16 protein-coding genes are annotated in these 21,277 nt (G+C 61.9%); 10 read left to right on the top strand and 6 right to left on the bottom strand.

Annotation, left to right across the window (positions count from 1 at the left end):
- The first annotated feature begins 3 nt into the window (after positions 1-3).
- Positions 4-531 (top strand): YfiR family protein, encoded by a 528-nt coding sequence (locus CENROD_RS05560; RefSeq protein ID WP_022772299.1) that lies wholly within the window; start codon positions 4-6, stop codon positions 529-531.
- Positions 532-587: 56 nt separating this feature from the next.
- The gene (locus CENROD_RS05555) at positions 588-2,927 is read left to right on the top strand and encodes a TonB-dependent receptor plug domain-containing protein (protein WP_187292339.1); all 2,340 of its coding nucleotides are present in this window, start codon (positions 588-590) and stop codon (positions 2,925-2,927) included.
- A 24-nt stretch (positions 2,928-2,951) separates the two neighbouring features.
- Here CENROD_RS05555 and CENROD_RS05550 read toward each other — a convergent pair whose 3' ends face one another.
- Both CENROD_RS05550 and ompR read right to left on the bottom strand, forming a co-directional pair.
- Positions 2,952-4,325 carry an ATP-binding protein gene (locus tag CENROD_RS05550; protein ID WP_022772290.1) on the bottom strand — a complete coding sequence of 458 codons (1,374 nt, stop codon included), beginning with the start codon at positions 4,323-4,325 and terminating at the stop codon, positions 2,952-2,954.
- On the bottom strand, positions 4,312-5,052 hold the full coding sequence (gene ompR, locus CENROD_RS05545; RefSeq protein ID WP_022772286.1) for an osmolarity response regulator transcription factor OmpR: 741 nt from the start codon (positions 5,050-5,052) through the stop codon (positions 4,312-4,314). The genes CENROD_RS05550 and ompR overlap by 14 nt, the downstream gene beginning before the upstream one ends.
- A gap of 130 nt (positions 5,053-5,182) precedes the next feature.
- Between ompR and CENROD_RS05540 the strand changes: the two genes are divergently transcribed.
- From CENROD_RS05540 to CENROD_RS14300, 5 genes are all read left to right on the top strand, one after another.
- The gene (locus tag CENROD_RS05540) at positions 5,183-7,696 is read left to right on the top strand and encodes a serine/threonine protein kinase (RefSeq protein WP_238551831.1); all 2,514 of its coding nucleotides are present in this window, start codon (positions 5,183-5,185) and stop codon (positions 7,694-7,696) included.
- Positions 7,697-7,880: 184 nt separating this feature from the next.
- Complete coding sequence (locus tag CENROD_RS05535) at positions 7,881-8,255, top strand: hypothetical protein (protein ID WP_022772278.1); 375 nt, start codon at positions 7,881-7,883, stop codon at positions 8,253-8,255.
- A gap of 13 nt (positions 8,256-8,268) precedes the next feature.
- Positions 8,269-9,078, top strand: a complete 810-nt coding sequence (locus CENROD_RS05530) for a DUF2145 domain-containing protein (protein ID WP_022772274.1) — start codon at positions 8,269-8,271, stop codon at positions 9,076-9,078.
- Between the two features lie 180 nt (positions 9,079-9,258).
- Positions 9,259-9,672, top strand: coding sequence for a GGDEF domain-containing protein (locus CENROD_RS05525; protein WP_041193306.1), 414 nt, complete (start codon positions 9,259-9,261; stop codon positions 9,670-9,672).
- Between the two features lie 49 nt (positions 9,673-9,721).
- Positions 9,722-12,472 (top strand): methyl-accepting chemotaxis protein, encoded by a 2,751-nt coding sequence (locus CENROD_RS14300; protein ID WP_022772262.1) that lies wholly within the window; start codon positions 9,722-9,724, stop codon positions 12,470-12,472.
- 84 nt (positions 12,473-12,556) lie between these two features.
- Here CENROD_RS14300 and CENROD_RS05515 read toward each other — a convergent pair whose 3' ends face one another.
- The 4 genes from CENROD_RS05515 to CENROD_RS05500 form a co-directional block, all read right to left on the bottom strand.
- Positions 12,557-13,147, bottom strand: coding sequence for a cytochrome b/b6 domain-containing protein (locus CENROD_RS05515; protein ID WP_022772258.1), 591 nt, complete (start codon positions 13,145-13,147; stop codon positions 12,557-12,559).
- Positions 13,148-13,160: 13 nt separating this feature from the next.
- Positions 13,161-13,418: a PepSY domain-containing protein gene (locus tag CENROD_RS05510; RefSeq protein WP_022772254.1), complete on the bottom strand. Its 258-nt coding sequence runs from the start codon at positions 13,416-13,418 to the stop codon at positions 13,161-13,163.
- A gap of 140 nt (positions 13,419-13,558) precedes the next feature.
- Positions 13,559-15,742 (bottom strand): replication restart helicase PriA, encoded by a 2,184-nt coding sequence (priA, locus tag CENROD_RS05505; RefSeq protein WP_022772250.1) that lies wholly within the window; start codon positions 15,740-15,742, stop codon positions 13,559-13,561.
- 75 nt (positions 15,743-15,817) lie between these two features.
- Complete coding sequence (locus tag CENROD_RS05500; RefSeq protein ID WP_041194145.1) at positions 15,818-17,353, bottom strand: YifB family Mg chelatase-like AAA ATPase; 1,536 nt, start codon at positions 17,351-17,353, stop codon at positions 15,818-15,820.
- Positions 17,354-17,561: 208 nt separating this feature from the next.
- Between CENROD_RS05500 and glnK the strand changes: the two genes are divergently transcribed.
- From glnK to CENROD_RS05485, 3 genes are all read left to right on the top strand, one after another.
- Positions 17,562-17,900, top strand: coding sequence for a P-II family nitrogen regulator (glnK, locus tag CENROD_RS05495; protein ID WP_022772242.1), 339 nt, complete (start codon positions 17,562-17,564; stop codon positions 17,898-17,900).
- Positions 17,901-18,052: 152 nt separating this feature from the next.
- The gene (gene amt / locus CENROD_RS05490) at positions 18,053-19,663 is read left to right on the top strand and encodes an ammonium transporter (RefSeq protein WP_022772238.1); all 1,611 of its coding nucleotides are present in this window, start codon (positions 18,053-18,055) and stop codon (positions 19,661-19,663) included.
- 675 nt (positions 19,664-20,338) lie between these two features.
- Positions 20,339-21,184, top strand: coding sequence for a DUF3800 domain-containing protein (locus CENROD_RS05485; protein WP_022772234.1), 846 nt, complete (start codon positions 20,339-20,341; stop codon positions 21,182-21,184).
- Positions 21,185-21,277: the final 93 nt, after the last annotated feature.

Raw genomic sequence — 21,277 nt, 5'->3', positions numbered from 1 at the left:
ACGGTGAAAAATCTTTGTTTTTTGTTGGTGCTGCTTGCGCTGCTGCGCATACCCTGTGCGTGGGCCAGCGATGAGGAACGCAAGTTGCAAGCCGTGTTCATCGGCCGCCTGGCCAGCTACATCGAATGGCCGGTCCAACAGCGCGAGTCTTTCGTCATCACGCTGCTCGGCGACAACCCTTTCGGCTCCCTGCTTGATCATCTATACCGGGACAAGAGCATCCACGGCAAGCCCATCGTGCTGCGCTATGCGCATCGGTTGGAGGAAGTCCCGCCGGATACCGACATCCTGTTCCTTACCTTGGCCAGATCTGCCGAGCGCCAGGCGGCAATCGAGTATGCCAAGGCGCACCATATCTTGACCGTTGGCAGTACAAAGGGTTTTGCCGAAAGCGGCGGGATCATCCAGCTCGACTTCGTGGAACAGCGCGCCCGCATCAAGATCAACCACGATGCAGCAATGCATGCCGGGTTGCGGATTGGCGCGCCGTTGTTGTCGATTGCCACGGTGCTGCGGGGGGTACGGCCATGAAAAGGGTTTCGTTGGTATTGCTGTCCGCGGTAATGTGGATGGGAGCAGGGGATGTCGTGTGGGCCGTTGACCGGGCGGTGCAAGACAGCAAGGTCTATTACGACCGTCCGTTGGAAGAACTGCTGCGTATCGAAACCCAGGCCAAGGCCGAGGTTGGTTCGCGCGGGGGCAGCCGCGACGCGCTCGACGCCGAGGTGCCGATCGATGTCATCACTGCTGCACAGCTTCAGTCCACGGGCCAAAGCTCTCTGCAACGTGCGCTGACCATGCTGGTGGTGGGGTTCAACGCGCCCCGCCCGTCGATTGCCGACGGCACAGACCATGCACCGCCTTTCACGCTGCGCGGACTCAACCCCGACCAAGTGCTTGTGCTCGTCAACGGCAAGCGGCTGCACCAGAGTTCGCTGCTGCACAACAACGGTACCGTGGGCCGGGGTAGTTCCGGTGTCGATCTCGACACGATCCCCCTGTACGCGGTCGAGCGGGTTGAAGTGCTGCGTGACGGCGCTGCGGCCCAGTATGGTTCAGAGGCCATTGCCGGCATTCTCAACATCGTCCTCAAAGGCTACGGGTACGGGAGTCACGCCACGGTCGGCGCTGGCCGCACCACCAAGGGGGATGGGACCCAGCGTCATGCAGATGTGTTCCTTTCCCAACCGCTGGCTGGGGATGGTTTTCTGAACCTGACAGCCGCGCTGCATGATCGTGGGCCTACGAACCGCGCTGGCCCGGATCCCGCAGACGGGGGCAGGATCAACACGCACTTCGGCGATGCCGACACGCAGGATGCCTTGTTGGCCATCCATGGCGAACTGCCGCACGGCGATGTCACCCCCTATTTCCACGTCCTCCACGATACCCGCCGCAGCAGCGCCGGGGCCTTTTACCGCACTGCGAACAGCGACCGCAATATCCCTGCGATCTATCCCGACGGCTTTTTGCCGTTGATCGAGCCCAAGATCACCGATACCACCGCAACAGGTGGGGTACGGGGGTTGTGGGCAGACGGCACCCGCTGGGATTGGAGTCTGACGCATGGGCAAAACGACTACCACTTCTACGTCAACCATTCGCTGAACCGGTCAATGGGGGCATCCTCTCCCACGTCCTTCGACTCCGGGGCAACGCGGTATACGCAGCAGACCCTAAATGGAGACATCAGCAAGAGAGTGGGGCGCCACTATTGGGCAGGCGGCGTCGAACTCCGTCGGGAACACTACCGCATTACCCCAGGGGAGCCTGCCTCGTACAGGCTGGGCCAGGATTTGCCGTGGTACGCCGGTTCCCAAGGCTTTGGCGGCTTTAGCCCGGAGAACGCAGTGTCTGCCACCCGCGATGCCTATTCCCTCTACGGAGACTGGAAATACAGCCTGTCCGAGCGGCTCAGCATCGACACCGCAGCGCGTGCCGAGCGCTACAGTGACTTTGGCTCCACGCTCAACGGCAAGCTTGCCCTGCGTTACCGCGCCAACGAAGATACCCTGCTACGCGCCAGCGCCAGCACAGGATTCCGTGCACCATCGCTATCGCAGTCGCACTTTTCTTCGACCGCTTCCTACCGCGATGGGGATTCCCTCATGACATTCGGCAACTATGGGGTCGATCACCCCGTTGCGCGGGCGCTGGGGGCCACGGCGCTCAAGCCAGAGGAATCGCAACACCTGACTGTGGGAATAGTGCTCCAGCCTTCCTCGCAGCTCACGGCCAGCGCCGATGTGTTTTGGACGGACATCGCCGACCGTATCCTGCCGACGGGGTACATCTCGGCGGGGAGTTTGCAATCGCTCAGTCCGCAGGCGGTGGAGATCTTGCGACAGCATGGTGTGGAGGGTGCCGTGTACTTCACCAATGCCATCGCCACGCGCACGCGAGGCATCGACTTGCGGCTGGAATACCGGCAGTCGCTAGAGAACAGTGCGCGGCTCAAATGGGTGGGCGCGTACCAATACAGCAAGACGGCGATCACGCAGGTCAACCCCGCTCCGTCCGTGCTGGGCGTGGACATGATGGATTTGATTCTCGAACCCTTCGTGCGGGTGTTGATTGAAGGCGCACAGCCCCGTGATGCCTTCAAGCTGTGGACGCAGTACTCGATGCGCGACGTCGACGTCGTGCTCAACCTGAACCGCTTCGGCAAGTATTCCAGTACCGCAAACTACGACAAAGTGACTTTTGCCGCCCGCTGGACGCTCGACGCCGAAGTGGCCTATCGCCTAGCCAAGGATGTGACCCTTGCCGTCGGCGCCACGAACCTTTTTGATGCATACCCCCAAGCATGGGGAGAGACTGGCGCGAAGAGCGTGATCAGCTCCGGCGATATCGTTCCCTACAGCCAGTACGCCCCTTTTGGGTACAACGGCGCGTACTACTATCTGCGGCTGACGGTGGGGTGGTAGGGTGCATCGCGACGGAAGTCGCTCCTACCTTGTGGCGCTGGGCAGGACGATCCGCACTAACAACCCTCCCTCTTCCGCATTGCGCAGTTGCAGGGTACCGGCCATTCGCAGCACGAGCCGTTCGACGATGGCCAGCCCCAGGCCAGCGCCAGTCGTGGCCGTGCGTGCGGCTTCCCCCCGGAAAAAAGGGGTGGTGATCTGGTCGATCTGCGCATCGGCGATACCGATGCCGTGATCCCGCACGCACAGCACGACGTCGTCTCCCTCGCCATGGGCATGCAGCGCGATGCGTGCGATGCCCGTATCGACGGATTTGCCATAGCGGGCAGCGTTTTCCAGCAGGTTGGCGATGATGCGCGCCAGCTCGACGGGGTCTCCGAGCACGTGCAAATCCTCGGTCATATCCAGCACCATGCCCACGTCTTTGTTGTTGCGCAGCGGATCCATGCAAGTTGCGAGCACCTCGCGCAGCGCTACGGGTTGCGCGTGAGGCTGCCCGGGCCGCGCGTAATCGAGAAACTTGTCGACGATGGCATCGAGTTGCGCGATATCACGCACCATGTTGGCGCGGGACTGCGGATCGGGAACGGCCAGCTCGATTTCCAGCCGCAAGTGCCCCAACGGGGTGCGTAGATCGTGCGAGATGCCCGCGAGCATCACGGCACGATCTTGGTCGATGCGCGCAAGCTGCTGCGCCATGCGGTTGAACCCGACATGGACGTCGCGCAGTTCCGGGGCTTGCACGGATTCGTCGAGCGTGCTGGCGGCGAAGTCGCCTTCGCGGATGCGGCTCGTTGCAAAAGACAGCCGCGCCACAGGCAGATTCACCCACCGCGCCAGCCATACCGCGCCGACCAGCGAAAACCCGACCGCCGTCCATAACCACGCCAAGCGCACAGGGTCAACCAAGGGGTGCAGCAGTGCAGGGTCGGCACGCAGCCAGTAGGACCCTGCATGGGTGTCGAACAGAATCCAGAGACCCTGGGCACCATTGACCGACGTTGCGAGTGGTGTTGGGGCGCCGAGCAATCGGGAGACAGCCTCGGCAATGCGCTGCGCAAGGGCGTTGTCTGCCAGGGGTTGATGCCGATCATCGGCATGGTGTGGAACCACGCGCAAATGCTCCCCCCCTTGCAGTCCTTGGAAAAAAGGCGTTACACGATCCGCTGGCAAATGCTCCAGCGCAGCACGCACCACGCGCACCAGGGAGACCAAATGTCTTGCGGTATGCACTGCATGGGGGCCTTGGTCGGCCTCGCGCAGGGTTTGCACCCAAGCCAACGTGCTGATGGCGATCCACGCGCTCAGTAGCAGGAAGGTACGCCAAAACAGCCCCACGCCCCGCCGCCGCACGGCATGTCCCGGCGTGGGGGGCAATGCCGAATCAGGCAAGGTCATCGGGGATGAATACGTAGCCTACGCCCCAGACGGTCTGGATATAGCGGGGCTGGGTATGGTCGTCTTCAATGAGCTTGCGCAGGCGGGAGATCTGCACGTCGAGGCTGCGATCCAGCGGTTCAAAGCTGCGTCCACGGGCGAGCTGGGACAGCTTTTCCCGCGACAAGGGTTTGCGGGCATTGCGAACCAGCACCTTGAGTAGTGCGAATTCGCCACTGGTCAGCGATAGTTCCTCTGTCCCACGGTGTAGGGTCCGTGCGCCTACATCGAAGGCATAGGCGCCAAAGCAGACGGTTTCTTGCTGCGTGGCTGGGGCGCCGGGGTCTTCCTGCAAAGGGCGGCGGCGCAACACGGCGTGGATGCGCGCCACCAGCTCCATGGGGTTACAGGGCTTGCCAAGGTAGTCGTCCGCGCCTTCTTCGAGGCCATGGATCCGATCTATATCGTTGCCTTTGGCGGTGAGCATGATGACTGGCGTGGTATCGCCGTCGGCCCTCATGCGTTTGCATAGGCTGAGGCCATCTTCTCCAGGGAGCATCAGGTCGAGCACGATGAGATCGACAGTCTCACGCAAGCGCAAGCGGGCCATGGCTGCCCCGTCTTCCGCTTGGAGCACGTCGAAACCTTGTTGGATGAGATAGCGCCGTAGCAGTTCACGGCCTCGGGAGTCATCGTCGACGAGGAGGATGCGGTCGGTGTGGGGATGGGCTGCGTGGGCGGGAGACATGGCACAGCGTAAAGAAGCGTGGAGAAGCGTGCTGAATGGGTTTTTCTTTGTATCACACGGTATATGAGCCTATGCGATGGGAAAGCCGGGAACACAGGGGGTTTTTCACGCGATATGGCGTGGAATGTGGATGCGAGAATCCCTCGCCGCGCCGCACACCCAGGCTGCATTCCCTATGGCTGATTTCTCCCCTCTCTCCACCCTCAGACGAATGAGTACGGGGCTGATGTACGCACAGCCAGGGACGACTTTGGGCCGTTTCGAACTCAAGAAGCTGCTTGGGCAAGGCGCGCAGTCGCAGGTATGGCTGGCTTTCGACTCCCGACTGGAGCGCGAAGTTGCCATCAAATTGTTGAAGATGGGCCGGGGTGCCGATGCCCAAGTTATCGCGCAGTGGTTGCAGGAGGCGCGCAGCGTCAGCCGTCTGACGCACCCCAACGTCGTTCCCGTGTTCGAAGCCGACGTGCAGGATCAGCAGCCGTACCTCGTCTTCGAGTTCGCGCAGGGCAAAACCCTGGAGGCGCTCACCAAAAAAAGCTCCTTGCCGGTGCAGCGTGCGGTGCGTATCGTCCTGGACGTGCTTTCCGCATTGATTGCCGCCCATGCGCTGGGTGTGGTGCATCGCGACCTCAAGCCTTCCAACGTCATCGTCGACGACTCCGGGCGTGCAAGGGTGATGGACTTTGGCATCGCGGCGCGTGTCAACAAAGAAGCGGGCTCTGCCCAAGGCAAAGACGCAGCGGGGACACCCAATTTCATGTCGCCGGAAGCAGCGCGTGGCGAACCCGTCACCCCGCTGATGGATGTGTATGGCGCTGGGCTGCTGCTGGCACAGTCGTTGTCCGACCGGCCTTTGGTGCCCAACGACGACCCGTACCGCGTGATTTATAAGGTGGCGCACGAGCCTTTGCGGCTGCCCCCACCGTTGCTGGCAAGCCTGGACGATACGTTGCGGTCGATCCTGTTGCAGTCGATTGCCTTCGAGCCTGGGCGGCGCTACCCCAGCGCGCAAATCATGCACGACGCGCTGGAGCAATGGCTCAACAGCCAGCTTGCGCCGGGCGCGGCCGAGGTCGCGAACGTTGGCGCAGCAAGCGGGACGCTGGAATTTCTGTTGCGCAAGATGCGCCACAAGACGGACTTTCCCGCGCTCTCCGATTCGATCATCCGCATCCAGAACATGGCGGCTTCGGACAAGGAGAGCATCAGCAGCGTCACCAACGAAATTCTCAAAAACGTTGCCTTGACCAATAAGCTCCTGCGCTTGGTCAACAGTGCCCACTATTCGCGGGGGTACAAGGTCGGCACGGTCTCGCGCGCGGTCACGCTCGTCGGGTTCAATGGCATCCGCAATATGGCGCTGAGCCTGGTCTTGCTGGATCACATGCAGGATCGCCACAACGCGCAGTTCCTCAAGGAAGAATTCATCCGTGCGTTGATGGCCGCGTCGATCGCTTCCGAGATGGGGCAGGCTTCGGGCCATGGCGAAGAAGCCTTTATCGGCGCGATGTTCCACAACCTGGGGCGGATGCTGACCCAGTTCTACTTTCCCGAAGAAGCGGCTGCGATTCGGGAGTTGATGAACGACAAGAAGAATCCGATGAGCGAGTCGGCGGCTTCGGAGCGCGTGCTCGGGCTGGATTACGAAGAGCTGGGATCCGGCGTGGCACAGGCATGGGGGTTGCCGGAGGTGATTCAGCGCTGCATCCTCAAGCCCGAGGGGGATCCTCCATCCCAGCCGATGCCGGATCTTTCCGAGCAACTGCGTTGGATGGCCGCTGCCTCGAACGAGATGATGCAGGACATGCTCGACACCGACCCCGAAACGGTGCGGGAAAACCTGGATCACACCTTCAAGCGCTACACCAGGGTGCTGGGGCTACCCAGCAACGCGTTGCGGTCGATGACGAAGCAGGCGCGTGGCAAGCTGGTTGATCTGGCGAGGGCGATGGACATCGTGGTGCCGCAAAGCTCGCCGGTGGCGCATTTGCTCCAGGATTTCACCGTCGAACCAGCCAAGGCCGATGCCAAGGTCGCGGGAGGCAACGCATTCCAGGCCAATGAGTTGCATGCCACGCACGTGAACATCGACCCTGCGGCCGCAGCGGCCTTCCGCCAATCCGAAGAACGCACCGACTTGCTCGCTGCCGGGATTCAGGACATCACCAACGTCATGGTCGAGGAATTCAAACTGGTCGATGTGCTGCGCATGATCCTCGAAGCCATGTACCGGGCATTGGAATTTCGCCGCATCCTTTTTTGTATGCGCGATGCGCGGCTGGATACGCTCACAGGCCGTTTTGGGCTTGGGGCGGGGGTGGAGGGCGTGGTCAAGCACTTTGCCGTTCCCCTGCGTCAAGGCGCCAAGCTGGATTTGTTCTCTGCGGTGTGCCTGAAGGGTGCCGACACGCTCATCAACGATGCCAGCGATCCACGCATCGCTTCCAGTCTGCCTGCGTGGTACCGCCAGCATTTCAACGCGCCCACTTTCATGGTGCTTCCGCTGCTCACCAAAGGCAAGCCCTTTGGGTTGATTTACGCCGACAAGGCCAAGCAGGGGAGCCTGACGGTCGATGAAAAAGAGCTGGCGCTACTGCGCACCTTGCGCAACCAGGCCATCATGGCGTTCAAGCAACTGTCGTGAAAAGCCTGCGTGACAGAAGTGGCGTGAAAGATTTGGCATTGCCCGCCGACGGGATGGCAGTTTTCAGCAAAGTTCAGCAAAGCGAGCAACGATCCTGAACCGGCCTTCAGGCCGGGGGCACGGCTTACCGCTATGAAGGGCGGGGTTGCAAACCGGTGTTAGTTTTTCAATGAAAGGAACTGAGATGTGTAGTGGGCAAAAAATGATTTGCGCTGCGATGTTTGCGGTGGCATCCGCCGCCGTGGGCGCACAGGGTGCTTCGGCAGTGGGGGCGGTGTTGGCGGGGGGGGCCAGCGCCGACGGCAGCGCGAGCGCCGCCCATGGCGTGGCTGCGTCGGGAAAGCTGACCATGGCTGTTTCCGCAGTGCCATCGTCTGCGCACGAAGCGGCGATGGTCAGCGCGGGGGCAGCAGTGGTGTCTGGTGTGCGGGGTTCCGCAGCTCCCGGCCCCTTGGCTGTCGCCGGGGACACTTTCACGGCCACGGCGGTCGTTCCGCCGAATCGTGCCTTGCATGTTCCGGTCTCGGCGGACAAGTCCGTCGATCCCACCGCACCTTGAGGGAGAAGCCCCGATGAAAAAGCGTATGGGTAGGGCTTTGTGGTGTGGCTTGGCGCTGCTGTGGGCGTTGCGCGTCGCGGTGGCAGCGGGGGAGTCAGGTTCCGGTAGCGCACGGGGGGAAGTGCCCCACTTCACGCAGGAACAGGTGCGGGCCTTTGCCAAAAAGGTCGAGAAGGCGATGGCGGAGCGCGGTGCCCGCGTCGCCATCCTGGCGCGCATGGGCAGGCCGTCTTCCGAATTGCCGCAGGGGATGCACTTCACGCACGTGGCCTTCGCCGTCTATTCGGAAATCACGACGGTGGATGGACGCAAGCTGCCTGGGTACGCGATCCACAACCTGTATCAGCTCGACGACCGTCCCGATCGCAGCGCACTGGTGCAAGACTTTCCCTTTGATTTCTTCTCGGGGGTTGCTGTGCTGGAAGCGGGGGTGCTCGTTCCTTCGCCAACGTTGCAAGATCGTCTGCTGCGGCTTATCGGAACGCCTGCGTATGCTGGACTCCACGAACCACACTACTCGGTGATCGCCAACCCCTTTACTTTGGGGAGACAAAACTGCACCGAGTTCGTGCTGGACGTGTTGCACAGCGCCATCTACCAGACTGCCGACATCGACGTCCTCAAAGCGAACGAGAAAGCGTATTTCGAGGCCCAGCCCGTGCGGGTCAATCCTGTCAAACTACTGTTCGGCGCTGCGATGAGTGCGGACGTGTTTTTGGCGGATCACCCAGGCTCCCCCGTCACGGCGACCTTCGAAACCTTGGGCAAGTATCTGCTACGGTACGACGCAGGTTCTAGCCTGTTTACTGTGCTCTCTGACTAAGAACCTACTTCGGTAGGCAGGCGAGCCAAAGCAGTGTGCGTGGCGCCGGAGCGCAGGAACCGGAATGTACTTACGGTACATGAGGATTCCGAGCACCGCCGCCGCGTGCAATGCGATGGCGCAGCCCCTACTGAAATAGGTTCTTAGTACGACAGCCTGACGCAGCTTCCCAACCGTCGATTGCTGCACGATCGTCTGGTACAGGCCATTGCCGGCAGCCGTCGCACGGGGATGTACGGTGCGCTGATGTTGCTTGATCTCGATCACTTCAAGCCGCTCAACGACCAGTATGGGCACGCCGTGGGTGACTTGTTGCTTATCGAAGTGGCAGATCGCCTGCGTGCCAGCGTGCGGGAAGTCGATACCGTCGCCCGTTTGGGTGGGGACGAATTTGTCGTGACGCTGGCCAGTCTGCATGAGGATGCGGCTACCTCGGTGGGCCAGGCACGCACCATCGCGGACAAAATCCTTGATGCGCTCTCGCGCCCCTACATGCTGACCCCGGATATGCGCGCCCCGCAGTGCATTCAGCACCATTGCTCGGCCAGCATTGGCGTGGCCGTGTTTTCCGTCGCTCCTACCGCTTGCGTTTGAGTGCGGATTCTGGGGTAACGTCGTGCTTTTGTTTGTGGAGGAGGGGGCGATGCGTATCCAAACGAAATTGCTGGCGTTGGCGTTGGTTCCACTGGTCGTGACGTTGGCGATCAGCCTGGGCATTGGGTATCGGGGCGTAACGAGGTTGGGAGACACCGAATCTCGCGAGATGGTCGAATCCTCGGTCAGTGCCGCGTCGCAAATGATGGCGGCGCAACAGGGCAAGGTCACGCTATTGGCAGATATGCTGGGCCGACGGCGTGACATTGCCACGGTGGTTGCAGACCAAGATGCGGAACGGCTCGAACTGTTGCTGACCGAGGAATACGCCGACATCCACTCCGAAGATCCAACGATCCAGACGCTGGAGGTGACGGATTCCCAAGGCATCGTTCTGATGCGCGGGCACAAACCCGAGCTGAAAGGCGACAACAAGGCCGAGCAGGAACTGGTGAAAAAGGCGTTGCAGCGCAACCTCGTCAGTGGATTGGCAGTGTCCCCCACGTCGCACGAGCTGGCGCAGGATGCCGTGGTGCCACTTGTGACACAGGGAAGTCTTGTTGGCACGGTCAAGGTCGGCAGCTATCTGCGGAAAGAAACCGCAGCCCATCTCAAAAAGAACACGGCGCATGACGTGGCATTCGTCGTCCAGGGCAAGTTGCATGCTTCGACGATCGACCTGGGGGCTGCGGCCGCCATCGTGGAACAGGCGGCCAAGAATGTTCCGCACACCGGATCTTTCGAGCTTGGCGGCACGTCATACATGTTTGCCGCAGTGGCCGTGCCGGGCCGGAGCGAGAGCACCGATGCCGTCGTCGTGTCGATCGTCTCCCGCGCAGTGGGGGATGATGTCGAGCGGGATTTGCTGATCCAGGGCGGGTTGTTGTTGTTGGGGGTACTGGCTATTGCGTTACCGCTGATCGGGCGGGCGTCTCTCCGCATCTCCCTGCAGGTGCGTCATGCCCAGGAGGCTGCCGAGGCGATTGCCCTGGGCGATTTTTCGTTTGCGGTGGCGACGGGCCAGCACAGCGACGCAGGGCAAGACGGTGCATCCGGTGGCGATGAAATCGATGCCATGTTGCTGGCGTTTTCGAGGATGCAGGGGGTGTTGACCCGCTTCCAGGAAGCACAGGCCGGGATGTTCGCGCAGCACCAGGTGGGCATGATGGACTTCGAGATGGCGGAGCAAGACTTTCCTGGCGGCTATGCGGAGATGGTGCGTTCGACCAACGAGCTGGTTCGGGCGCACGTGGCGCTCAACGCCAAGGTGATCGGCCTCGTTTCCGCGTATTCCGAAGGGGATTTCCAGCAGGCGATGGATCGGCTGCCGGGCCAAAAGGCCCGCATCAGTGCCGCCATGGACAAGGTGCGGCGCATCATGCAGGAAGCGCGGGAAGCTGCGGGCATCAACGAGCGAATCCGTCTTTCCCTCGATAGCTTGCCGGTGTGCGTGACCGTGGCGAATGCGGCAGGGGAGATGGTGCATGCCACGCCTCGGGCCAAGGAGTTGCTCCGGGTGATCGGCGTGGCTGCGAAAGACCCTGCGAAGTTTGACGAGCTGTATGGCAGCAAGCTTTCTGCGCTGATACAGGATCGGGAGTGTGCCGAGCGCCTTGGAAAAGCGTTGCATGCCCCAGTGACCATCGATGCGGAGCTAGGGGGGCGCAAGCTGCGATTGGTGTCCGGCCCCGTGCAGGATGCGCAGGGGAAAGCCATTGGGCGCATCACGCAGTGGATTGATCGCACCGACGAGCTGGCTGGAGAGCAGGAACTCGACGACTTGGTTGCCGACGCCAACCGGGGAGAATTTGCCCGTAGGCTGTGCCTGGAGGGCAAAACCGGGTTCTTCCGCAAGATGGCGCTGGGGATGAACCAGCTCATGGAAACCAGCGAACGGGGCTTGACTGACGTCGCTGAGGTCATGGCAGCCATCGCAGGCGGTCAATTGGGCAGTCGTGTGGAACGAGAGTACAGCGGGCTGTTTGCCAAAGTAAAGGACAGCGTCAATGCGACAGCAGAGCACTTGACCACCATGATCGGCGAGGTGTGCGAGGCCACGAACGCCTTGTTGGGCGTGGCGCATCAGGTCAGCACCACCGCGCAGTCTCTGTCCCAGGCTGCCAGCGAACAGGCTGCCAGCGTCGAGCAGACTACTTCGCAGATCGAGGTGGTCTCGGCCAGCATCAGCCAGAACAGCGACAACGCGCATACCACTGACGGCGTGGCGGTAACGGCCAGCACGGAAGCTATCGAGGGCGGCCAGGCAGTGCATCAAACGGTGGCAGCGATGAAACAGATCGCAGCCAAGATCGGCGTGGTCGACGACATCGCCTACCAGACCAATTTGCTCGCCCTGAATGCCGCCATCGAAGCCGCCCGCGCCGGCGAGCATGGCAAAGGCTTTGCGGTGGTGGCTGCGGAAGTGCGCAAGCTTGCGGAAAACAGCCAGGCTGCGGCCAAGGAAATCGGCGAACTGGCCAGCGAGAGCGTGCAGAAATCCGAACGCGCAGGCACTTTGTTGACCGCCATCGTCCCCAGAATCCAGCGAACCAGCGCGCTGATCCAAGACATTGCCGTGGCGAGCAAGGATCAAAAGGAATCCGTGCAGCAGATTGGCATCGCCATGGCGCAACTGCGCCATGCAACGCAACAAAACGCCTCTGCCTCGGAAGAACTGGCCGCCACGAGCGAGGAGCTTACCGACCGGGCAAAACGGCTACAGGGTAGCGTGGCGTTTTTCGTGGTGCCGGAGGCAGGGATAAAGCGCGGCAAACCGGCTTTGGGGTATCACGGCGGTTGAATTTCTCCTTCCCTCCTCCAGCGGGGGAGGGTGGGGTGAAACGCCTGTAGTGTGTGGGGGACAACGCCCGCAGCAACCCCAGCCTCAGTAGCGGCGCTTGACCCCGGTAACCATTGCCGTAATCAGCGCGGTTCGCTCGATGCGGCCCATGACGATGGCTGCGGTGGCGTGCAACCCTACACAGAGCAGCAATAGGTGCGCCAGTGTTTCATGGGCTTCCATCAGCCACTCTTCGCCCCAAAAGGCATCCAGCCCTTGCATCCAGCCGGTGACGGCCATGCAGAGGACGATTCCCATCATGGCCAGCATCACGAGCGCACCGATGGGGTTGTGGCCCACATAGTGGGGGGGCTGTCCACGCAGCAGGGATTGGATGTGGAAGAGCAATCGCGAAGGAGTGGGGAAGAAGTCGTTGAAGCGTGCATGGGAGGTACCGACGAACCCCCACACGATGCGTGCCAGTACTAGGGCGCAGGCAGCGTACCCGGCCCAGCGGTGCGCCAAGCCGCCTGCGTCCAGCACGAATTCGTTGAGCGCAATGCAGGAGACCAAGCTCCAGTGGAATACACGCACGAAAAGATCCCACACGTACACCCCGTTTTCTGGGATCGGTGGGATGGGTGTCCCCGCTTCGGCAGCGGGGACACCCAGCGAGGGACGCTTTGTTTCATCCATGCTGGGTCCAGGCTCAGTGTTGCTGAATCGGAGCACCCGTGGCCGGGTCGAAGTAAATCTCGACCTTCTTGCCTTCTTTGTCGGTACCGTAGATTTCGTAGCACTCACCCTTGCTGACCTTAAAGGTCTTGATCTTGTAGCCTTGGGCTTCGATCATGGCCTTGAAGTCGGCCTCTTTCATCCATTTGTCTTTGGGAACGTGGCAGGCAGGGCCTGCAAAGGCTGCAGTGGTAGCGAAGGCAAGAAGAAGGGCGAACGGAAACAGCTTCATGGTTTGTCTCAAAAGGTAAATGGAAAAGGCGTGGAGTACATGCTCCACGCAGGGCATTCTATGTATACGTCGCGCTTGCATTGGTGCATTCGTGTTCGTCGGGGGAATATGCGTGAAATGCGTGAACAAAGCGCACGATGTCAAATCTGCACCGGGTCCACATCCACTGCCCAGCGCAGTAGCCCTTTGCATCCGGGATGGCGGTGCGCCGCGTGGGCGAGTGGGTGCCATGCGGTAAGGAAGCGTTGGAGCGCGGAACGTCGCGGGCTTTCGATCAGCATCTGCGCACGTTCGACGTTGGCGATGCGTGCCACGCTCATCGGCACTGCCGGGTAGAGCGTGACGGCGTGCAGCAGTGCCGGAGGCAGGTCGTTGCAGGCATCGCGGGCTGTGCGCAGAAAGGCTTGCGCGGCTTCCTGCGTGCGGGCTTCGGCGCGTACCAGCGCCTGGTGCGCAAAGGGGGGCAGGCCCGCACGGCGGCGCTCTGCAAGCTGGGCGTTGGCAAACGCCGCATAGTCGTGCCGTTGTAGCGCGGCGAATAGCGGATGGTCGGGGGAGAACGTTTGCACCCACACCTCGCTGGGGTGGGGGGCGTCGCTGTTCCGCCCTGCGCGTCCTGCAGCCTGCATCAGCAGGGCAAACAGGCGTTCCGAGGCGCGGAAGTCGCTCGAATACAAAGCGGTATCGCCATGGAGCGCGGCGACGAGGGTAATGTGCCGAAAGTCGTGCCCCTTGGCGATCATCTGCGTCCCCACCAGCACGTCGACAGCGCCGGAATGCACCCGCAGTAGCCGTTCTTCCAGGGCGCCTTTGCGTCTCGTCGTGTCCGCGTCGATGCGTTCGATGCAGACGGTGCTCCCGTCGGGGCGGGTCAGCCCGGCCAACAGCTCTTGCACCTGTTCTTCCAGCCTTTCGGTGCCGCGCCCCACGGGGGTGATGTCCAGATGGCCGCATTGCGGGCAGGTGCGTGGTACGCGCTCGGTACACCCGCAGTGGTGGCATCGCAGCGTTCGGTCGCTCTTGTGGAAAACGCGGAACACACTGCAATGCGGGCACTGGCTTTTCCAGTCGCAATTCGTGCATTGCAGCACGGGGGCGTAGCCACGGCGATTGAGCAGCAGCAGGCTTTGTTCCCCGCGTGCGATGCGTTCTTCGATGGCTTGCAGCAAGGGCAGGGCGATGACGCAGCCTCGTGGTTGCTGGCCCATGTCGATTGTTCGCACCACGGGCAGCCCGGCGCCGGGGTTGCGCAAGGCTCCAACCCTATTGGGCATATCGATGCGCAGGTAGCGCCCGCCTTGTTCGGGCGGGCGGCATTGGTGCCAGCTTTCCAGCGAGGGGGTGGCCGAACCCAGCAGCACCTTGGCGGGTTCGATAGCTCCCCTGTACACGGCCAGATCGCGCGCGGAGTGCCGGGCGCCGTCCTGGCTTTTGTAGCTGGGGTCGTGTTCCTCGTCGACGACGATCAGCCGCAACTGTGGGATCGACGCGAACACGGCCATGCGCGTTCCCAGGACGATGCGTGCCGCGCCATGGTGTGCGGCCAGCCAGTTTTGCAGCCTCCGCACGGGGGATAGCCCGCTGTGCAGCGAGACGACGGCGCCATCGCCAAAGCGTGGGCAAAAGCGTGCGCGGAACCGCTCTTCGAGCTGCGGGGTCAGGTTGATTTCCGGAACCATCACAAGCACCTGTGCCGTAGGGTCTGCGCAGAGGGTGTCGAGAGTGCAGCGTAGAAAGACTTCGGTCTTGCCGCTACCCGTCACGCCAAACAGCAGAAACGGCCCGGAGTGCGCGTGGTATTGCGCGATGGCGTGTCGTTGTTCGTCGGTGAGCGCCACGTCGAATTCTGGGGCGAGTCCTTCGGCAAGGTTGTCTGCCAGTTCTGCGGCGGACTTAGCCGCAGGGGCTGGCGCTGCGGCAGACAGGGCGAGGCTGCGGCGCTTGCGTGCGTTGGGGGAGGCGTCGAGTTCCCGCAGCTTCGGGGGCAGTGCGCCCAGCGCCACTTCGCCGATCGAGCGCTGGTAGTACGCCGCGCTGAAACGCACGAGCTTGCGCCAGGCATCCGCCAGGGGCGGAATCGCGTCGAAGACATGGGCGATGGGGCGCAGCCGGGATCGGTCGGGCGGCGCTTGCGTGGGGTCGTCGTCCCACGCGATGCCCAGCACGTTGCGCGTGCCCAGCGGAACCCGCACCAGGGTTCCGGGGGGGAGGGGCCGGTCGTACAGGTAGGTCAGCACATCGGGCAGTTCCCCGTAGGCAGGCAGGTGCAACAGCACGCGGACGTGGACATCCACGACCCCGGTCGGGCTAGGGTTTTCACACATCGGTGCAGCCGTCAGACACTATCGCGACTTCCGTCGCTCCTACATGGATGCAAATCTTGGCACCGCAGGGGGCATTCACGGCGCAGAGCGCAGCACGCGGCGGTACTGAATGGCCTCGGCCACGTGGGCGGCCTGGGTTGTGGCGCTGTCTGCCAGGTCGGCGATAGTGCGCGCCACTTTCAGGGCACGGTGGGTACTGCGGGCGGACCAGCGCAGGCGTTGGGCAGCGGCGTGCAGCAGTTTGGTCGCTGCGGCATCAAGTTGCAGGGACTGGTCGAGTTCCTCGCCCTGCAAAGAACGGTTGGGCTTGCCTTGCCGCGCCAGCGCGCGTTCCCGGGCTGCGAGGCACCGAGCGCGAACGCTGGCGCTGGATTCGGAGCGGGGTGCGTGCAGCAGGTCTTGCACATCGACGGCGGGTACTTCGACGTGCAGGTCGATGCGGTCCATCAGCGGGCCGCTGAGTTTGCCCTGGTAGCGCGCCACCTGGTCTGGGGTGCATCGGCACGGCGCTTGCGCCGAACCCAGGTACCCGCACGGGCAGGGGTTCATCGCAGCGATGAGCTGAAAGCGCGCGGGGAATTCGCAGCGTTGCGCAGCGCGGGAAATCGAGATCGTCCCCGTCTCCAGCGGTTCGCGCAGCGCTTCGAGCGCGGTTTTGGGGAATTCGGGGAACTCGTCGAGGAACAGCACGCCGTGGTGCGCCAGCGAAATCTCGCCGGGGCGCGGTGGGGAACCTCCGCCGACCAGGGCCACGGCGCTGGCCGTGTGGTGCGGGCGGCGCGTGGGTCGTCGACCCCAGTGCTCTAGCGAGAACTGCCCCCCCACGCTGGCAATGGCCGCGCACTGCAAGGATTCCTCCAAGTCCATCGGCGGCAACAGCCCGGCAAAACGTTCGGCCAGCATCGACTTGCCTGACCCCGGCGGGCCGACGAGCACCACGCTGTGTTCCCCTGCTGCGGCGATTTCGAGCGCCCTGCGTGCGGCAGCCTGGCCTTTGACGTCAGCGAGATCGGGGTAGGTAGCCGCAGTCGCCGTGGGGAGGGGATACACACGTTCGCACCCGATGGGAGCATCCGTTGCGATCCTTCCTTCTTGCGCCGCAAAGTGCTGCACCACGTCGAGCAGGTGCGCAGCGCCGTAGACCGAGGCCGTGGGCACGAGGGCGGCTTCCTGCGCGCTGGCCGTTGGCAATACCAGGCGCGTGGGCGGTTGCGCGGAGCACGACGCCAGCGCCATGGCGAGCGCGCCGCGAATCGGGCGCAGCTCTGCCGATAGCGAAAGCTCCCCGGCAAATTCGTGGCCGGCGATGCGAGCAGCGTCGATTTGCCCGCTCGCTGCGAGGATGCCGACGGCGATGGGCAAGTCGAAGCGGCCCGAATCTTTCGGCAGATCGGCCGGGGCCAGGTTGACGATGATGCGCCGGTTGTGCGGGAATTCCAGGTTCGCGTTCAGGATGGCCGAGCGAACCCGCTCGCGCGCTTCCCGCACTTCGACATCCGCCAGCCCCACCAGGGTGAAGCTGGGCAGGCCGTTGGACAGGTGGACTTCTACCGTGACCGCTGGCGCTGCCATCCCCACCAGCGCCCGGCTTTGTACGAACGCGAGGCTCACCCGGGCTGTCCCATTCGAGGGAGAACCCCCCAACGTGAGGAACATAGCCATGCACCGCATTGGTGCAATCGGGGGGACAATGTAGGGGGCATAGGCTGGTACGAACCTTGCTTAAGTAACGGGGTCAACCCCTCGAAGGTTGTCGGAATCGCGAAGGCTGCGGTTCCGCACGGGTCTTTTATCCCATTGATTCATCGAAGGAGTCTGCATGAAACTTGTCACTGCCATTATCAAACCTTTCAAGCTCGACGAGGTGCGGGAAATGCTTTCCGCCGTCGGTGTCCAGGGCGTCACCGTCACCGAAGTGAAAGGGTTTGGCCGCCAAAAAGGGCACACCGAGCTGTACCGGGGCGCCGAATACGTGGTCGATTTCCTGCCCAAGGTCAAGATCGAGGCTGCCGTTGCCGACGAGCTGCTCGAACAGGTCATCGACGCGATCGAGAGCGCGGCGCGTACCGGAAAGATCGGCGACGGAAAAATTTTCGTCACCCCTATCGAACAGGTCGTTCGCATCCGTACCGGAGAAACCGGCAAAGAAGCCCTGTAAGCCTTCCTATACGCATTCCTCCGTGCCTTGCGATGGATTTCCCGGGTTGCGTCGCGGCCTATGCCTGTTGACTTGGTTTTTGACCTGAAACCTTCGACGTACCGCCCCCGGGTTTTTCGTTCTTCCTTCCGTTTTCCACATCGAGACCAGCAATGAAAAAACTTCTTGTGTCCCTGGGCCTGACTTTCCTTTGTGTCTGGGGAAGTACCGCCCACGCCCAAACTCTTGCCTCCGAGGCAGCCTCTGCGGCAGTATCCGAGGCTGCCCCAGCGGTATCCGCAGCGGCCTCCACTGCCGCTATGCCCGCCTCGGCAGTGCAGTCCACGGCGCCTCCTGCACCCGTGGTGGCGCCAGCCCCTACGGCAGCCCCTACTACAGCCCCTACGGCAACACAGGTCGAAGCCCCGGCAGCGGCCCCCCCTGCTCCCACGCCAGACAAAGGGGACAACGCCTGGATGATGGTGTCTACCCTGCTGGTCATTCTGATGACTATCCCAGGGCTGGCATTGTTTTACGGGGGGTTGGTGCGATCCAAAAACATGCTCTCCGTGCTGATGCAGGTGATGATGACGTTCTCGCTGATCGTCGTGCTGTGGTTCGTGTATGGCTATAGCTTGGCATTTACCGAGGGCAACGCATTTTTTGGCGGATTTGACCGGGTGCTGATGTCCGGCATTTGGGACAACGTCGCGGGTGCCTTCGTCAATGGAGCTACCTTCAGCAAGGGGGTCGTCATTCCTGAAATCATCTTCGCGGCATTCCAAGCCACCTTTGCAGGGATCACCGGCGCGTTGATCGTCGGGGCTTTTGCAGAGCGCATGAAATTTGCTGCGGTGCTGGCCTTCATGGCGCTGTGGTTCACCTTTGCCTACGCGCCGATTGCGCACATGGTGTGGTTCTGGATGGGCCCGGATGCATATTCCGCAGCGGAAGTCGTCGACGCGATGAATGCCAAGGCCGGGTACATCTGGCAATCCGGCGCGCTGGACTTTGCCGGTGGCACCGTGGTGCATATCAATGCCGCCGTTGCCGGGTTGATCGGCGCGCTCATGGTCGGCAAGCGCATCGGCTACGGCAAGGAGTCGATGGCTCCTCATAGCCTGACGATGACGATGGTTGGCGCTTCGCTGCTGTGGGTAGGCTGGTTCGGGTTCAACGCCGGTTCTGCGCTGGAAGCCAACGGTTTTGCTGCGCTGGCCTTCATCAACACCTTCGGCGCCACGGCTGCTGCGGTGCTGTCTTGGTCCTTGGGCGAAGCGCTGATGCGCGGCAAGGCCTCGATGCTGGGTGCGGCGTCGGGTTGCGTGGCGGGGCTGGTCGCCATCACCCCGGCTGCGGGCAATGTCGGCGTGGGCGGCGCGCTTGTGATCGGCTTCCTCGCCGGGCTGGCCGGGCTGTGGGGTGTCAATGGCCTCAAGAGAATGATTGGCGCGGACGATTCGCTCGACGTGTTCGGCGTGCATGGTGTCTGCGGCATTCTTGGCGCGGTGCTGACTGGGGTCTTCAACAGCCCTGCGCTGGGTGGCCCTGGCTACGTGGCCGACTGGGTCAGCGCCAGCGTCATCAGCGCTGCGGACTATTCCATCGTCTCCCAAGTCTGGGTGCAAACCAAGGCCGTGCTGATCACCATCCTGTGGTCTGGCGTCGTGTCTTACGCTGCATACAAGGTCATCGACCTGACCATCGGGCTGCGCGCCCCGGAAGAGTCCGAGCGCGAAGGCCTCGACATCAGCTTCCACGGCGAATCCGCCTACGGGCACTGAAAACGGTACCCCTTCCTACCCCGCATGGGGTGGGAAGGCGGAGGGGAACCACCCCGGTTCCCCTTTTGGGCCGCATGCAGGGCAACTTGCATGCGGTTTTTTTGCGTCGGGTATTTGCACAGCCTCTTTCCCGCTGGGCGAGGGGAGCTGCTTGACAAACACCGGAGGTAAGAACTCCTGGCTACTCGATGAGATCATTTGCCTTGGGCTTAAAAATATGAATCCATCTAGCGCTCAGAATAATAAAGTAGACCCCGAATTCAAGACAAAAATTGAAGCTGTCTTTCAATCCAGGTAATCCAGAATCATGACGAGTACGAAAGCCTGTGCCATGGCGCTTACTTGCTCACAGCTCCACAGTTCCTACCTGTGCTTACCCATAAGGGTTTGCCTTCGGCCTGGCGCGCTTCGCTTACCAACAGCCATTGGAGATGGAAGAAAGGGAGACCGAATACCAAGACAAAAACCGGGGCAACGCCGTGCAGTGGTGTGTAAAAACAGGTCCAGCTTATATCGACTGACTGAAATCGACTGAAAAATTGTCTTGACATTGGGGGCCACTTTCCGCCGCCTGGGGTACACTGTTTCCGCCGAACAACGGGCAGCAATGCCCACTGGCGGCAAATCCTAAGGCCACGCAAGTGGCCTTAGCTGTTTCTGCGAGGAGGAATGCGCATGTACGTGTGCTACATCGATGAAGCCGGGTGTACCGGCGAGCTGACAGGGCCCGGCTCGGCCGTCCAGCCAGCGTTCGTACTCAACGGGCTCATCGTCCCAGCAGGCCGCATTGAGAGCCTGACCCGCGCATGGATCCAGCTCAAGCAGACCTATTTCCCCAAGCGCCTGCCACAGGAATCCAACATCCATGACTGGATGGTTGCTGAGATCAAAGGCTCAGACATCAGGCGCATGGCAAGGGCAGACGCTCGGAACGAACGCAGGTTTGCGCACCAAGTCGTAGGCAGTGCGCTTGACCTCTTGGAACGTCACGGGACGCATATCGTTGGTCGTGTCTTCGTGAAGCCCATCCCCGGGGCCTTTGACGGTACTGCCGTCTACACCTCCTCTGTCCAGTCCGTGTGCCGCAGCTTCCAGACCTTTCTTGAACAGAATGACGACATCGGCATAGTAATAGCAGATAGTCGGAACAAGGGAAAGAACACCAACGTCGCACATTCTGTCTTCACGCAGCGATATGCGGCTGCAGGTGATCCCTACAGCCGCATTATCGAAATACCCACGTTTGGGCACAGCGATAACCATGCCGGGTTGCAACTTGCCGACCTCATCTGTTCAACATTACTGTTTCCGATCGCGGTTCAGCGCTGTGCGTCGCATGTACTCACCGACCACACGCATTGTTCCCCCCACTACGAACGCCTGCCTGACAAGTTTGGCGAGCGCCTACAGGCGCTCCAGTACCGCTATCGTGATGGCAATAGCTACTGGCACGGTGGCATCTCGCTCACAGACAAAGTCTCGCAACAGCACGCAACAATTCTCTTCTCTCGCACGCCGTGAGGCCCAATCGGGTAGCCAAGAGTTTGGAGTTTCTACCTCCCGGCTCTCACACCACCCACCGTGCGGGTCCGCAGTGGGCGGTTCAACAAGTCG

Source organism: Candidatus Symbiobacter mobilis CR (genome assembly GCF_000477435.1).
In the GTDB taxonomy this organism is placed as follows: Bacteria; Pseudomonadota; Gammaproteobacteria; order Burkholderiales; family Burkholderiaceae_C; genus Rhodoferax; species Rhodoferax mobilis.
Note: the sequence above shows the minus strand (reverse complement) of the source record. Positions and strands in the feature narration are given on the sequence as shown.

Excerpts from the sequence above, each read along its gene's own strand:
- CENROD_RS05530 (WP_022772274.1), top strand. The coding sequence starts at position 8,269 with ATGAAAAAGCGTATGGGTAGGGCTTTGTGGTGTGGCTTGGCGCTGCTG.
- CENROD_RS14300 (WP_022772262.1), top strand. The coding sequence starts at position 9,722 with ATGCGTATCCAAACGAAATTGCTGGCGTTGGCGTTGGTTCCACTGGTC.
- CENROD_RS05550 (WP_022772290.1), bottom strand. The coding sequence starts at position 4,325 with ATGACCTTGCCTGATTCGGCATTGCCCCCCACGCCGGGACATGCCGTG.
- CENROD_RS05485 (WP_022772234.1), top strand. The coding sequence starts at position 20,339 with ATGTACGTGTGCTACATCGATGAAGCCGGGTGTACCGGCGAGCTGACA.
- CENROD_RS05515 (WP_022772258.1), bottom strand. The coding sequence starts at position 13,147 with ATGGATGAAACAAAGCGTCCCTCGCTGGGTGTCCCCGCTGCCGAAGCG.
- CENROD_RS05535 (WP_022772278.1), top strand. The coding sequence starts at position 7,881 with ATGTGTAGTGGGCAAAAAATGATTTGCGCTGCGATGTTTGCGGTGGCA.
- ompR (WP_022772286.1), bottom strand. The coding sequence starts at position 5,052 with ATGTCTCCCGCCCACGCAGCCCATCCCCACACCGACCGCATCCTCCTC.
- priA (WP_022772250.1), bottom strand. The coding sequence starts at position 15,742 with ATGTGTGAAAACCCTAGCCCGACCGGGGTCGTGGATGTCCACGTCCGC.
- CENROD_RS05510 (WP_022772254.1), bottom strand. The coding sequence starts at position 13,418 with ATGAAGCTGTTTCCGTTCGCCCTTCTTCTTGCCTTCGCTACCACTGCA.
- amt (WP_022772238.1), top strand. The coding sequence starts at position 18,053 with ATGAAAAAACTTCTTGTGTCCCTGGGCCTGACTTTCCTTTGTGTCTGG.
- glnK (WP_022772242.1), top strand. The coding sequence starts at position 17,562 with ATGAAACTTGTCACTGCCATTATCAAACCTTTCAAGCTCGACGAGGTG.
- CENROD_RS05540 (WP_238551831.1), top strand. The coding sequence starts at position 5,183 with ATGCGAGAATCCCTCGCCGCGCCGCACACCCAGGCTGCATTCCCTATG.